Source organism: Saccharopolyspora gloriosae, assembly GCF_014203325.1.
GTDB classification, from domain to species: Bacteria; Actinomycetota; Actinomycetes; order Mycobacteriales; family Pseudonocardiaceae; genus Saccharopolyspora_C; species Saccharopolyspora_C gloriosae.
Window position 1 is genome coordinate 6,265,119 of record NZ_JACHIV010000001.1, and the last position, 12,820, is coordinate 6,277,938.

11 protein-coding genes and 1 pseudogene are annotated in these 12,820 nt (G+C 70.6%); 4 read left to right on the plus strand and 8 right to left on the minus strand.

Going from position 1 to position 12,820, the window contains the following annotated elements:
• Positions 1-13 precede the first annotated feature (13 nt).
• The 3 genes and pseudogenes from BJ969_RS27150 to BJ969_RS31080 form a co-directional block, all read left to right on the plus strand.
• Positions 14-943 (plus strand): EamA family transporter, encoded by a 930-nt coding sequence (locus BJ969_RS27150; RefSeq protein ID WP_184483701.1) that lies wholly within the window; start codon positions 14-16, stop codon positions 941-943.
• Positions 944-1,018: 75 nt separating this feature from the next.
• Positions 1,019-1,489, plus strand: coding sequence for a helix-turn-helix domain-containing protein (locus BJ969_RS27155; protein ID WP_184483703.1), 471 nt, complete (start codon positions 1,019-1,021; stop codon positions 1,487-1,489).
• Positions 1,490-1,766: 277 nt separating this feature from the next.
• Positions 1,767-2,018: pseudogene (locus BJ969_RS31080) on the plus strand (VapC50 family PIN domain-containing toxin); the annotation flags it as partial.
• Positions 2,019-2,176: 158 nt separating this feature from the next.
• On the opposite strand, the gene BJ969_RS27160 reads toward BJ969_RS31080, so the two are convergent.
• The 8 genes from BJ969_RS27160 to BJ969_RS27195 form a co-directional block, all read right to left on the minus strand.
• Positions 2,177-3,277 (minus strand): ABC transporter ATP-binding protein, encoded by a 1,101-nt coding sequence (locus BJ969_RS27160; RefSeq protein ID WP_184483705.1) that lies wholly within the window; start codon positions 3,275-3,277, stop codon positions 2,177-2,179.
• Positions 3,274-4,272, minus strand: a complete 999-nt coding sequence (locus BJ969_RS27165) for an ABC transporter ATP-binding protein (protein ID WP_184483707.1) — start codon at positions 4,270-4,272, stop codon at positions 3,274-3,276. Before BJ969_RS27165 ends, BJ969_RS27160 begins: the two co-directional genes overlap by 4 nt.
• A gap of 31 nt (positions 4,273-4,303) precedes the next feature.
• On the minus strand, positions 4,304-5,236 hold the full coding sequence (locus BJ969_RS27170; protein WP_184483709.1) for an ABC transporter permease: 933 nt from the start codon (positions 5,234-5,236) through the stop codon (positions 4,304-4,306).
• Positions 5,237-5,238: 2 nt separating this feature from the next.
• On the minus strand, positions 5,239-6,249 hold the full coding sequence (locus BJ969_RS27175) for an ABC transporter permease (protein ID WP_184483711.1): 1,011 nt from the start codon (positions 6,247-6,249) through the stop codon (positions 5,239-5,241).
• Positions 6,250-6,351: 102 nt separating this feature from the next.
• On the minus strand, positions 6,352-8,040 hold the full coding sequence (locus tag BJ969_RS27180; RefSeq protein ID WP_184483713.1) for an ABC transporter substrate-binding protein: 1,689 nt from the start codon (positions 8,038-8,040) through the stop codon (positions 6,352-6,354).
• Between the two features lie 357 nt (positions 8,041-8,397).
• Positions 8,398-8,976: a uridine kinase family protein gene (locus BJ969_RS27185; RefSeq protein ID WP_246457107.1), complete on the minus strand. Its 579-nt coding sequence runs from the start codon at positions 8,974-8,976 to the stop codon at positions 8,398-8,400.
• A gap of 55 nt (positions 8,977-9,031) precedes the next feature.
• Positions 9,032-9,628: a recombination mediator RecR gene (recR, locus tag BJ969_RS27190; RefSeq protein ID WP_184483715.1), complete on the minus strand. Its 597-nt coding sequence runs from the start codon at positions 9,626-9,628 to the stop codon at positions 9,032-9,034.
• Between the two features lie 13 nt (positions 9,629-9,641).
• On the minus strand, positions 9,642-9,989 hold the full coding sequence (locus tag BJ969_RS27195; protein ID WP_184485895.1) for a YbaB/EbfC family nucleoid-associated protein: 348 nt from the start codon (positions 9,987-9,989) through the stop codon (positions 9,642-9,644).
• A gap of 680 nt (positions 9,990-10,669) precedes the next feature.
• On the opposite strand from BJ969_RS27195, the gene BJ969_RS27200 reads away from it, so the two are divergent.
• Positions 10,670-12,475 carry an alpha/beta hydrolase family protein gene (locus tag BJ969_RS27200; protein ID WP_184483718.1) on the plus strand — a complete coding sequence of 602 codons (1,806 nt, stop codon included), beginning with the start codon at positions 10,670-10,672 and terminating at the stop codon, positions 12,473-12,475.
• Positions 12,476-12,820: the final 345 nt, after the last annotated feature.

The window sequence follows — 12,820 nt, forward strand, 5'->3', positions numbered from 1 at the left end:
CACGCTCGCAAGCGTGAACGCCAGAGACCGTCTCCTCGCCGTGTTCGTGGCCGTGCTGTGGGGGATCAACTTCATCGCCATCGACTTCTCGCTGCGGTGGTTCCCGCCGATGTTCTTCGCCGGGCTGCGCTTCGCGGTGATCGCGGTCCCGACGCTGCTGCTGGTGCCGCGTCCCGACGTGCGGTGGCGGTGGCTGCTGGGCTACGGGCTCGGCTTCGGCACCTTGCAGTTCGCGTTCCTGTTCCTCGCACTGGAATCGGGGATGCCGACCGGGCTCGCGTCGCTGGTGCTGCAGGCGTCGGCTCCGTTCACCGTGCTGCTGGGCGGAATCCTGCTGCGGGAGAAGATCCGCGCGACGCAGGCCGTCGGCATCGTCGTGGCGGTGCTCGGCATGGCGGTGATCGGCTGGCACCGGGCGCAGGCGGCGGCGCTGCTGCCGGTGGTGCTCACGCTGTGCGGAGCGCTCGGCTGGGCGTTCGGCAACCTCTGCAACCGCCAGGCGAAGGCGTCGGACCCGCTGCGCCTGACGCTGTGGATGTCGATCGTGCCGCCGCTGCCGATGTTCGCGCTCTCCGCGCTGGTCGAGGGTCCGAGCCTCGGGTGGCGCGCGCTCGCCGGTTCGTTCACCTCCGCCACGGGCTGGGCCGCCCTGGGCGGACTGGCGTTCACCGCGGTGCTGGCGACGGTGCTCGGTTCGGGGATCTGGACGGCGCTGATGGCGCGGCACCCGGCGAGCACGGTCGCCCCGTTCTCGCTGCTGGTGCCGGTCGTGGGGGTCAGCTCGGCCTGGCTCGTCCTGGGCGAGCGGCCACATCCCGTCGAGCTCCTCGCGGGCGCGGTCGTCATCGCCGGGGTCCTGCTCGGCAGCCTCCCGCCCCGCTCCACCCCCACCCCCTTGCAACCGACCGGCACCACCGAACCGGAACCCGCACGCCCCGCATGAGCCCCACGACGCCCGGAAAGTGGAATTGCAGATGCTGCAGATAGCAGTAAGCTGGCAGTGGGCAGAGGAGGCACCATGACCCTGATGTTCGAGCTGGCACGGCCGGACGCCTCAACCCGCGAAGCCTCGTCGAGGCTGCAGCGGGGCGTCGAGGAGGTGGTCGACTCCCGGCAACAGCATTCCGCCACGCTGGTCTTCGTCGTCGACGGACGGCAGGTGCACTACGAGGTGCCTGCAGCAGTGCTCGACGCGCTGCTGCACACCGCTCGCGAGCAAGCCGAAGGACATCGCGTCCGCATCATCGCGCCCGACGCCGAATCCGAGATGACGCCGAACGAAGCGGCCGGCTACCTCGGGATCTCCCGCCCGCTGCTGGTCAAGTTGCTGGACAGGGGGACGATTCCCGCTCGCAACAAACCAGGGAGCTCGCACCGCATGATCGCGGTCGCGGACCTCGACGCTTACCTGGAGAACAAGACGTCCAGGCAGAACAGGCTCTCCGACGCGATGGACACCATTGCCGAGCAGGACCTCTACCTGCCGTAGCAAAGAACGACGGTAAACCGTGGCCGACGACGAACGGGTGTTCCCCGATACGAACACCCTGTACCCCTATTACATCTGCGACCTGCTGCTGCGGTGCGATGTCGAGGGCCTGTTCGAGATCAGGTGGACCGAGGACCTCTTGGCCGAGATGATCCGGGTACTGCCCCGCTCCGGGCGCAAGAGCGAGACTGCGGTCAAGCGGCTCTGCCAGGCGATTCGTGAGGCGTTCCCGGACCGGGAAGTGCCTCGGGGCGAGTACGAACATCTGATCAACGACATGCCCGGCGCCGATCCCGACGACCGGGTGCACTCGGCAGCTGCCATCGCGGGCAGCGCGACGGTACTGCCGACCAGGGACCGCAGAGGATTCCCACACGATCAGCTCGTGCTGTGGGGACTACGGGTCACCGGCGTCGACGAGTTCCTGTGCGAGCAGTTCGATCAGTTCCCCTACGACCTCGTACGCGTGCTAGACGCTCAGGTGGCGAGTTTGACCAGGTCTCGGCTCAGCCGTCCGCAACTGCTGAGCGCCTTGCGGATGAACGCACCGCGATCGCCGACCGCGTCCAGCACCACCTCGCAACGAGCTAGCGAATCCTCGCGAGGTGGCTCGTCGAGCGGAACCTCGGCGACGCCGAAGCCGCCGACGTCCGCCCGAACCGGCCTGGAGCCGTCGAGAGCGCCACGTCAGGTCGCTGGTTCGGTGGTGGGGAGGGGGGTCACGTCGGGGGTCTGCTCGGTGGCGGGGTGCAGGAGGCCGTCGCGGATGGCTTCGGCGTGGTGGCAGGCGACGCGGTGGCCGCCGCTGATCGTGCGCAGCTCGGGGCGTTGCGAACCGCAGCGGTCCGGGTTGCTCCACGGGCAGCGGGTGTGGAACCGGCAGCCCGCCGGTGGCGCGGCGGGTGAGGGCAGGTCGCCGGAGAGCAGGATCTGCTCGCGGCGGTCCTCCACCTCCGGATCCGGCACGGGCACCGCCGACAGCAGCGCGCGGGTGTACGGGTGCAGCGGCTCGGCGTAGAGGTCGTCCGAGGCCGCCTCCTCCACGAGCCCGCCGAGGTACATCACGCCGACCCGGTCGGCGATGTGGCGCACCACGGCGAGGTCGTGCGCGATGACCAGGTAGGTGAGGCCGAACTCGCCCTGCAGGTCTTCGAGCAGGTTGACGACCTGCGCCTGCACGGACACGTCGAGCGCCGAGACCGGTTCGTCGGCGACGATCAGCTCCGGGCCCACCGCGAGCGCCCGCGCGATGCCGATGCGCTGGCGCTGGCCGCCGGAGAACTCGTGCGGATACTTGCGCAGCGCGGAGACGGGCATGCCGACGGCGGTGAGCAGTTCGCGGAGCCTCGTCGCCGTCGCCTCCCGGCCGCGGTCGAGCCCGTGCGCGCGCATCCCCTCCACCAGCAGCGCCTCCACGGATTGCCGCGGATCCAGCGAGGACAGCGGGTCCTGGAAGACCATCTGCATCCGGCGGCGCATCCGGCGCAGCGGTTCGCCCTTCATCGCGGACAGGTCGGTGCCGTCGAACACGACGCTGCCCGCGGTGGGCCGCTCCAGGCGCAGCAGCGCTCTGCCCAAAGTGGACTTCCCGCAGCCGGATTCCCCGACCAGGCCGTAGGTCTCGCCGCGCCGGATGCTCAGCGACACCCCGTCGACGGCGTAGACGTGGCCCACGGTGCGGTCCAGCACGACGCCGCGCTTGATCGGGAAGTGCACGGCGAGGCCGGTGACCTCGACCAGCACCTCGGGGTCCGGCCCGGCGTCGCTCCCGGTGGATTCGTTCGTCATGACAGCTCCGCAGTGCTCACGGCGTTCTCCCGGACCGGGTTGTGGCAGCGCAGCAACCGCGCCCCCACGTCCACGCTCACGTCCGGCGGCTCCTGTTCGCAGATCTCCAGCGCGTTCGGGCAGCGCGGGCAGAACGCGCAGCCGGTGTCCCACGGGATGTTGTCGCTCACCGACCCGCGGATCGGCGAAAGCCGTTGCCCCCGCGGCGAATCCAGCCGGGGCACCGAGGCCAGCAGCCCGGCGGTGTAGGGGTGGCGCGGCCGGGCGAACAGCTCGTGGCGGGTAGCCCGTTCCACGACGCGGCCCGCGTAGAGCACGTTGACCTCGTCGCACAACCCGGCCACCACGCCCAGGTCGTGCGTGATCATGATCAGCGCCGTGTCGGTGTCGGCGACGAGCTTCGCCAGCAGGTTCAGGATCTGCGCCTGGATCGTCACGTCCAGCGCGGTCGTCGGCTCGTCGGCGATGAGCAACCGCGGCCGGCACGCCAGCGCCATCGCGATCAGCGCGCGCTGCCGCATGCCGCCGGAGAGCTGGTGCGGGTACTCCTTGAGCCGCCGGGTCGGGTCCGGGATGCCCACGCGGCGCAGCAGGTCCGACGCCTCCGGCATCGCCTGCTTGCGGCTGAGGCCGCGGTGGCGCTCGATCACCTCGGAGACCTGCAACCCGATTGGCACCACCGGGTTCAGCGAGCTCAGCGGGTCCTGGAACACCATGCTCAGGTCCCGCCCGCGCCGCCGGTCGAGCTCCTTCTTGCCGAGCGCCAGCAGGTCCGTCCCGTCGAACCGCACCGAGCCGGTCACCTCCGCGCCGCGCTGCGGCAGCAGGCCCATGATCGCCAGCGAGGTGACGGACTTGCCGCACCCGGACTCCCCGACCAGGCCGACGGTGCGGCCCGGTTCGACGTCGAAGGAGATGCCGTCGACCGCCGTCATCGGCGGCTCACCCCGGCGCGCGAACACCACCGACAGGTCGCGGACTTCCAGCAATGCCATATCCGAGGTCCTCACACGGGAAGGTCGGCGATCAACGTCGCCGCTTCGGGTCCAGGGCGTCCCGCAACGACTCGCCGACCAGGGTGAACCCGAGGGCGACGAGGATGATGCAGCCCGCGGGCCAGAACGCCAGCTGCGGATGCGAGTCGATGACGTCCTGCGCACCGCCCAGCATCTGGCCCCACTCGGGAACCGAGTCGTCGGCCGCGCCGAGCCCCAGGAACGACAGCGCGGCGGCGTCGATGATCGCCACCGCCAGCACCAGCGTGGCCTGCACGACGACCGGTCCGAGCGCGTTGGGCAGCATGTGCCGGAACACGATGGCGCTCTCCCGCACGCCCAGCGCCCGCGCGGCGAGCACGTGATCGCTGGCGCGCTGCGCGAGCATCGTGCCCCGCAGCAACCTGCCGAAGATCGGCACCTGCACGATCGCCACGGCCAGGATCACCGTGAACTGGCTCTGCTGCGCGAACAACGCCCCGATGGACACCGCCAGCAGCAGCGACGGCACCGACAGCAGCACGTCCACGGCGCGCATCACCAGCGCGTCCACCCAGCCGCCGAACGCGCCCGCCAACAGCCCGAGCACCAGCCCGCCGCCGAGCCCGATCACGGTGGCCAGCAGCGCCACCAGCAGCGTCTGCTGCGAGCCGAGCAGCAACCGGGAGAACAGGTCCCGGCCGTACTGGTCGCCGCCGAGCGGATGTCCGGGCTGCGCGGGCGGAATCGTGTTGTCCGCGCGCGACACCTGGTTCTCCAGCAGGTGCAGTCCCGGGTCGTGCGGCGCCAGCAGCGGTGCCAGCAGCGCCAGCAGCACGAACAGGCCGATGATGGTGGCTCCGACGAGGAACACCGGGCTGCGCCGCACCCGCCGCCACGCGGAGGCGACCAGGCTGACTCCGATGTCGGGCGCCGCTCCGGCGAGCTCGTCGATGCGCGTCTTGCGCGTGGTGGGGGTCGTCATGGTCACCTCGCCCGCAATCTGGGGTCGATCAGCGCGTACGAGAGGTCGACGAGCAGGTTGACCAGCACGTACACCATCGCCGCCGCGAGGATCACCACTTGCAGCACCGGGAAGTCCTTGCGTTCGAAGCCGACGGCGACGGCTTGGCCGATGCCCGCGATGTTGAACACCCGCTCGGTCAGCACCGCGCCCGCCAGCAGCGCCCCGGTCTGCAGGCCGATGGTGGTGACCACCGGGAGCATCGCGTTGTGCAGCACGTGCCTGCCGCGGATCACCATGGCGCTGAGGCCCTTCGCGCGGGCGGTGCGCACGTAGTCCTCGTCGAGCACGTCGAGCACCGCCGCCCTGGTGATCCGGAAGATCACCGCGAACGGGATGGTGGACAGCGCGATCGCCGGCAGGATCAGGTGCACGAACGCGTTCCACGACGCGTCCCACTCGCGGGTCAGCAGCCCGTCGAGGATGTAGAAGCCGGTGACGTGGGTGGCCTGGATCCCGGTGTCCTGCCTGCCCGACGCGGGCAGCACGCCCAGCTGCACGGCGAACACGAACTTCAGCAGGAACGCCAGGAAGAACACCGGCACCGCGACGCCGACCAGCGACCAGGTGATGCTGATGTTGTCCCACCAGCCGCCGCGGCGCCGCGCCGCGAGGTAGCCGAGCGGAATGCCCACGGCCACCGCCAGCAGCAGCGCGAACAGCGAGAGCTCGATGGTCGCGGGGAACCGGGTCAGGAAGACCTCCAGCGCCGGCGCGCCCCGCTCCACCCCGGTGGAGGTGCCGAAGTCACCGGTGAACGCGCGCAGCAGGAACTTCCCGTACTGCACCCAGATCGGCTGGTCCAGGCCGAGCTGCGACTCCAGCTGGGCGCGGGCCTCCGGGGTGGCCCGGTCGCCGAGCAGCGCCGAAACGGGCCCGCCGGGCAGCATGCGCAACCAGCCGAACAGCAACATGGACAGGACGAAGACGACGAGCACCAGCTGTGCCAGTCGCCGGATCGTGTAGCGGAGCAAGCGTCCCCCGTTGAGCGGTCGTGAACTGCGGAGCGGGGGCCGGACGCGACCGCGGGACCCGCGCGGTCACCTGCGGACGGGTGCGCGTCCGACCCCACCTGGTCACCCGGTGACGCTGACCCCGGCGAACTCCTCAGCGGTCAGCGGCGAGGGGACCAGGCCCTGCACCCGCTCGCTGACCACGATCGCCGGCGGCGAGTGCGACAGCGGCACGGCGGGCAGGTAGTCGCTGAGCAGCTTGCGGTTGACCTCCTGGTAGAGCGCCTCGCGGCGCGCGTCGTCGGGTTCCGCGTCGGCGGTCCGCAGCTCCGTCGCGAGCTGCTCGCCCCACGGGGACGCCGCGGTGTAGAAGCGGTTGTCCGGGGTGCCGAAGAACGTGCCGATGAAGTTGTCCGGCGTGTTGTAGTCGCCGGTCCAGCCCAGCAGGAACACGTCGGCGCGGGCGTTGTCCACGTCGTCGATGTAGCCGCCGTTCCACGGCTTGCTCACCGCGTTCACCGTGATCCCGGCTTCGCGGAGGTCCTCGGCGAGCGCGTTGAAGATGCCCTGCGGGTCCGGCATGTACGGCCGGGTGACCTCGGCGGGCCAGTAGAAGTTCAACGTCAGGTCCGACGCCCCCGCCTCGGCGAGCAGCTGCTTGGCTCGTGCCGGGTCGTGCGGGTACTGCTGCACGTCGTCGGCGTAGCCGTCGACGGTGTCCGGGTAGAACTCCTTCGCGACCTCGGCGCCTTCCGGCAGGTTCGCCTTGACCAGGTTCTCCCGGTCCACCGCGTGCGCCAGCGCCTGGCGGACCCGCAGGTCCCGCAGCGCCGGGTTGTTCTTCTGCGTGATGCCCAGGTACATGATGTTGAACGGGTCGCGGACCTCGACCTTGTTTCCCGCGTCGCGCAACGCCTTCAGGTCGGCGGCGTTGGGGAAGTCGTAGGCGTCGATGCCGCCGGATTCGAGTTCCTGCTTGCGCGTCGTCTCGTCCGGGATGATCCGGAACGTGAGGTCGTTGAGCTTGGCCTTCTCGCCCCAGTACTCGTCGTTGCGCTCCAACCGGATCGCGGCGTTGCCCGAGTCGTAGGAGGCGAACTTGAACGGCCCGGTGCCCGTGGGGTGCGCGCTGGCGTACTCGGGGTAGGCGAAGCTGTCGCCCACGGCCCGCACGTCGTTGGCCTTGTAGCGCTCCATCGCCGTCGGCGACTGCATGCTGAACGACGGAAGTCCCAGCAGGTCGGGGAACTTCGAGGTCGCGCGCGTCAGGTGCACCGTGGCGGTGGTGGCGTCCGGGGACTCGCACGACGCGTACAGCGAAGGCTTCGCGCCGTCGGAGAAGCCGCCGAAGTTCTCGATCCAGTAGTACGACAGCGCGTTGTTCTGGCCCGCGCCGGTCTGGTCGTACCAGCGCTCGAAGTTCTTGCAGACGGCCTCGCCGTTGAAGTCGGTGCCGTCGTGGAACTTCACGCCCTGGCGCAGGTGGAACGTCCAGGTCTTGCCGTCGGGGCTGTGCTCCCAGCGCTCCGCGAGTTCGGGTTCGACGTCCGCGGTGCCCTCCTTGAACCCGACGAGACCCTCCATGATCTGGCGGGTCACCCGGAACGTCTCCCCGTCGGACGCGTAGAACGGGTCGAAGAGGTCCGGGGCGCCGGCGGCGCCGAAGGTGAGGCTGCCGCCTTCACCACCGCCTTCGCCGCGCTGCGATTCGGCGCATCCTGCCGCTGCGACCGCTAATGCGCAGGTGAATCCCACTACGGCGGTCCGACGCCGGACGCTGGTCGAACGGAGCGGCCTCGACGGAGCTCTCATCTAAGCACCTCGATGTGTCTCAAGTCTCACATTGTCGAGAACAGTAGTCCGCCGCGCCGCCCCTTTGGAGTAGTTGAGGTTACGATCTCGCTACTCGCGCGGGCTTCGCGCACTTCTTTTTCCCGCGAGTTCCCGAAATACTGGGAATTCGGCCGCCGCTCTCGCAGCGCGTCCTCATTTCGGACCGATCACGTCCGCTGACCTCGAAAGATCCTCGATGACCCCGGCAGATGATCCGAGGACGATCAATTAACCCGGACGGCGCAACGAATTGTGGACCGTTCACCTGAACCGCGATGCTCGGCGAGAAGCCGGAAACGAGCACCGGCGAAGATCGAATTGCGTCCCGTCGCGGGATCAGCCCGGCGGACGGGCGTGGACGTCGGCGCGGGCTCGGGTGCCGTCCGCGGCGAACCACTCGCGCTCGAAGCGCTGCCAGCGGCGCAGTTCACGACGGGAACCTTCACCGTCGCGGGCCACGGCGCGCTCCAGCCGCAGCGACTCCGCCGCCTCCACCCAGACCGCCGTGGACAGATCGGGTGCTACCTCAGCGCGAGCAGCGGAAACCCCTTCCAGCACCAGGATTCGCGGCACCGCCACCTCGACGCGAGCCCCGAGCACCGGCCGCCCGCCCGGCCACTCCGTGCGCCGGTAGCTCCCGGCGCGCCCCGCCCGCAGCGGTTCGAGCACGCCGTCCCGCAACCGGGGCCACCACTGCACGGGCTCGTCCCACGTGGCGAAGTCATCGGTGCGGATCAGCCGCACCCGGCCGGATTCGGCGCCGCCGTCCAGGCGGGCCACCAGCAGGTCGGCGAACGTGGACTTGCCGGAACCCGACGGCCCGTCCACCGCCACGAGCCGCACCCCGCCGAGCCGGGCCGGAGCCGCCCGGGCGTGCTCGGCCGCCGCGACGACGGCCGCCGCGAAGTCGCTCATCGCGCACCACGCGGCGAGCACCGCGCGGGCGGGCGCACGTCCCGCCCGCGCGGGCTCACATCGACCGGCGCCCCGACAGGGCGCGCCCCAGCGTCAGCTCGTCCGCGAACTCCAGGTCACCGCCCATCGGGAGCCCCGAAGCCAGTCGCGTCACGTTCAAACCGGGGAAGTCCCGCAGCATCCGCACCAGGTACGTCGCCGTGGCCTCCCCCTCGGTGTTCGGGTCCGTCGCGATGATCACCTCGGTGATCTCGTCGGTGCCGATGCGCGTCAGCAGCTGCCGCACCCGGAGCTGGTCCGGCCCGATTCCCGACAACGGATCCAGCGCCCCGCCGAGCACGTGGTAGCGGCCCTTGAACTCGCGGGTGCGCTCCACCGCGAGCACGTCCTTGGGCTCCTCCACCACGCACACCAACGACACGTCGCGGCGCGCGTCCTGGCAGATCCGGCACTTCTCCTGCTCGGAGACGTTGCCGCAGACCTCGCAGAACATCACGCCTTCCTTGACCTTCTGCAGCACCTCCTGCAGCCGGGTCACGTCCGCCGGTTCCGCCGCCAGCAGGTGGAAGGCGAGGCGCTGGGCGCTCTTCGGACCGATGCCGGGCAGCCTGCCCAGCTCGTCGATCAAGTCCTGGACCGGACCTTCGTACACTGTGGACGCTCCGTCACATGCCGGGCAGGCCGAGGCCGCCCAGTCCCTGACCGCCCAGCGCGCCGGTCACCGGACCCATCTTCTCGGCCTGCAGCTCCTGCGCCGCGCGGTTCGCGTCGCGCACCGCGGCCACCACCAGGTCCGAGAGGGTCTCGGTGTCCTCGGGGTCGGCGGCCTTCGGGTCGATGTCGACCGACTTCAGCTCGCCCGTGCCGCTGACGACCGCCGTCACCAGGCCGCCGCCCGCGGTGCCGGTGGCCTCCGCGTCGGCGAGTTCCTGCTGCGCGGTCATCAGCTGCTGCTGCATCTGCTGCGCCTGTTCCATGATCTGCTGCATGTTCGGCTGGCCACCCGGTTGCACCGTGGTCCTCCCAGAGCTGTTCTTGGTCACCGCTGGAGTTCGCCGCGTGGCGTTCGCACCCGGCGTTCCGGTCGCGTGACCGGTCCGAACCCAGCGTGGGCACGTGCCCGAACCGGGCACACCACCAGGGTAGTCGTGCCCCGCCGCCACCCGGCGCAACCACCCAGCATGTCCCCCACGCCGCCCACCGACCGCGGTGAACGGACCGCTTGTCCAACGGGATCGGACGAACGGGCCGTTCACCGCACCACGCACCCTGCACCTCGGAGATGCAGTGAACGGACCGTCCGTCCAACGGGATTGGGCGAACGGTCCGTTCACCCGGACCCGCAGCCCGGGGCGACGGCTCGGTTGAGCTTCCGAGGCCCTGGCAGGGGTGGAGTGAACGGACCGCTTGTCCAACGGGATCGGACGAACGGGCCGTTCACTCGAAACCGGCGCGGCCCCAGCGGACGGCACCTCCGCGTCGTGGTGTGGAGCGGATGGGGTGAACGGACCGTTCGTCCAACGGGATTGGGCAAGCGGTCCGTTCACTCACGGGGCCGTGCGCTGCCGGTTCCGCTGCGCGCCGGAATCCGCCATCGGGATGCCGAGGCGCCGCCGACCACCGTAACGATCGAGGTGTTGATCATCACCTACCGGTCGATCACCGCGGCGGGTGTGCGTGACAAGGTGAGCGCATGGCGGTGGACATGGTGCGGTTGCTGGAACTGGCGAGCTGGCGGGCGTTCGACGTGGACGAGGCGGGACGAGTGCTCGCCGGGTCAGACGAATCGGGCTCCACCCAGCTCGTGGAGCTGTCCCCGAACGGCCGCGTCACGGCGCTCACCGCCCTGTCCGGTGCCGTCACCGGCCGCTACCTGCCCGGTGAGCGGGCGGCGATCATCCAGCACGACACCGGCGGCAACGAACGCGGCCAGCTCTCCCTGATGCGCCTGGACCGCCGCCGCACCCGGCCCGCCGAACTCGGCGACCTCCAGCCGCTGGTGCGCGACCCGAGGTACGTCCACCGGCTGCTCGACGTGCTGCCCGGCCGGCTCGTGTACTCCACGAACAGGCGCAACGGGGTCGACTTCGACGTCGTCATCCGCAGCGCCGTCACCGGCGAGGAAATCGTCGTCTACGACGGCGGCGGCATGGTGCAGGAGGTCGTCGCCTCCCCCGACAGCCACTACCTGGCGCTGACGCTGCCCGGCGCGCAACCGATGTCCGACCGGATCCTGCTGGTCGACACGATGCCCGCCACCGCCGACGAGCGGTTCCGGCCCCTCACCGGCCTCGGCGAGCACACCCGCAGCACCCACATCCGCTGGCTGCCCGACGACTCCGGGCTGATCGTGAGCACCAACGCCGACCGGGACCGCACCGGTGTCGCCCGCCTCGACGCGCGCACCGGGCAGCGCACGTGGCTGGTGACCTCCGAGGAGCACGACCTGCTGGGCTGGTTGTCCCCGGACGGGCGCACGCTGCTGGTGCAGACCAACGAGGACGGCGCCGCGAGGCTCGCGCTGCACGACGCGCGGACCGGGGAGCTGCGCCGCTCGGTGCCGCTGCCCGGCGACGGGTGGTGTTCGTTCCCGCTGCCCGCACCGGTGTGGTCGCCGGATTCGCGGCTCATCGCCCTCTCGTTCAGCTCGCCGGAGGTGCCCGGCGACGTGCTGGTGATCGACGCCGAGCAGGAGGCGCCGCCGATCACGATGACCGACTCCGCCGCCGCGCTCGCCGGTGAACGGCTCGCGACGCCGACCGCGCACCGGGTGCCCGGCGCCGAGGTGCCCTGCTTCGTCTACGAACCCGCCGAGCCGACCGGCTCCTCCGTGCTGATGATCCACGGCGGCCCGGAAGGCCAATCGGTGCGCACGTTCAACCCCGTCGTGCAAGGACTCGCCGCGCAAGGGCACACCGTGCTGGTGCCGAACGTGCGCGGCTCCACCGGCTACGGCAAGAGCTGGTACAGCGCCGACGACGGGCGCAAGCGGCTGGACTCGGTGCAGGACTTGGCGGCGTTGCACGAGTGGCTCCCGCAACTCGGCCTCGACCCGGCCCGGTCGGCGTTGTGGGGCGGTTCGTACGGCGGGTACATGGTGCTGGCGGGCCTGGCCTTCCAGCCGCGGCGGTGGGCGGCCGGGGTCGACATCGTGGGCATCTCGTCGCTGGTGACGTTCCTGGAGAACACCTCGCCGTACCGTCGGGCGCACCGGGAGCGGGAGTACGGATCGCTGGCCGACGACGCCGATTTCCTGCGCGAGGCGTCGCCGCTGACGCACGTGGACGAGATCTCCGCGCCGCTGTTCGTGATCCACGGGGCGAACGACCCGCGGGTGCCGCTGTCGGAGGCGGAGCAGCTCGCGGAGGCGGTGCGCCGCAACGGCGTCGAGTGCGAACTGCTCGTGTTCGACGACGAGGGCCACGGCTTGGCGAAGCGCTCCAACCGCTTGAACGCCTACCCCCGCGCCCTGGCGTTCCTCACCCGCCACCTCATCTGACCCCCGCGCGCCCACTCCCGGAGTGAACGGCCCGTTCGTCCCATCCCGTTGGACGAACGGTCCGTTGCCCTGCCCAAAGCACCCTCCCGACGCAGACCCGATGAGAGTGAACGGACCGTTCGCCCAATCCCATTGGACGAACAGGCCGTTCACCCCGCCCAGAGCACTCGCCCGCGCCGTCGGGACCCACTGGTGCGTGAGTGAACGGACCGTTCGCCCAAACCCGTTGGACAAGCGGCCCGTTCACTCCGTCGACCTTGAGCCGCGCCGGAACGCCGATCGCGGCGGCAGCGCCTCGGTTCGGAGTGAACGGACCCTTCGCCCAATCCCGTTGGACGAACAGGC

Coding starts and splice junctions, on each gene's coding strand:
- BJ969_RS27155 (WP_184483703.1), top strand. CDS start 1,019: ATGACCCTGATGTTCGAGCTGGCACGGCCGGACGCCTCAACCCGCGAA.
- BJ969_RS27160 (WP_184483705.1), bottom strand. CDS start 3,277: ATGACGAACGAATCCACCGGGAGCGACGCCGGGCCGGACCCCGAGGTG.
- BJ969_RS27165 (WP_184483707.1), bottom strand. CDS start 4,272: ATGGCATTGCTGGAAGTCCGCGACCTGTCGGTGGTGTTCGCGCGCCGG.
- BJ969_RS27170 (WP_184483709.1), bottom strand. CDS start 5,236: ATGACGACCCCCACCACGCGCAAGACGCGCATCGACGAGCTCGCCGGA.
- BJ969_RS27180 (WP_184483713.1), bottom strand. CDS start 8,040: ATGAGAGCTCCGTCGAGGCCGCTCCGTTCGACCAGCGTCCGGCGTCGG.
- BJ969_RS27185 (WP_246457107.1), bottom strand. CDS start 8,976: ATGAGCGACTTCGCGGCGGCCGTCGTCGCGGCGGCCGAGCACGCCCGG.
- BJ969_RS27200 (WP_184483718.1), top strand. CDS start 10,670: ATGGCGGTGGACATGGTGCGGTTGCTGGAACTGGCGAGCTGGCGGGCG.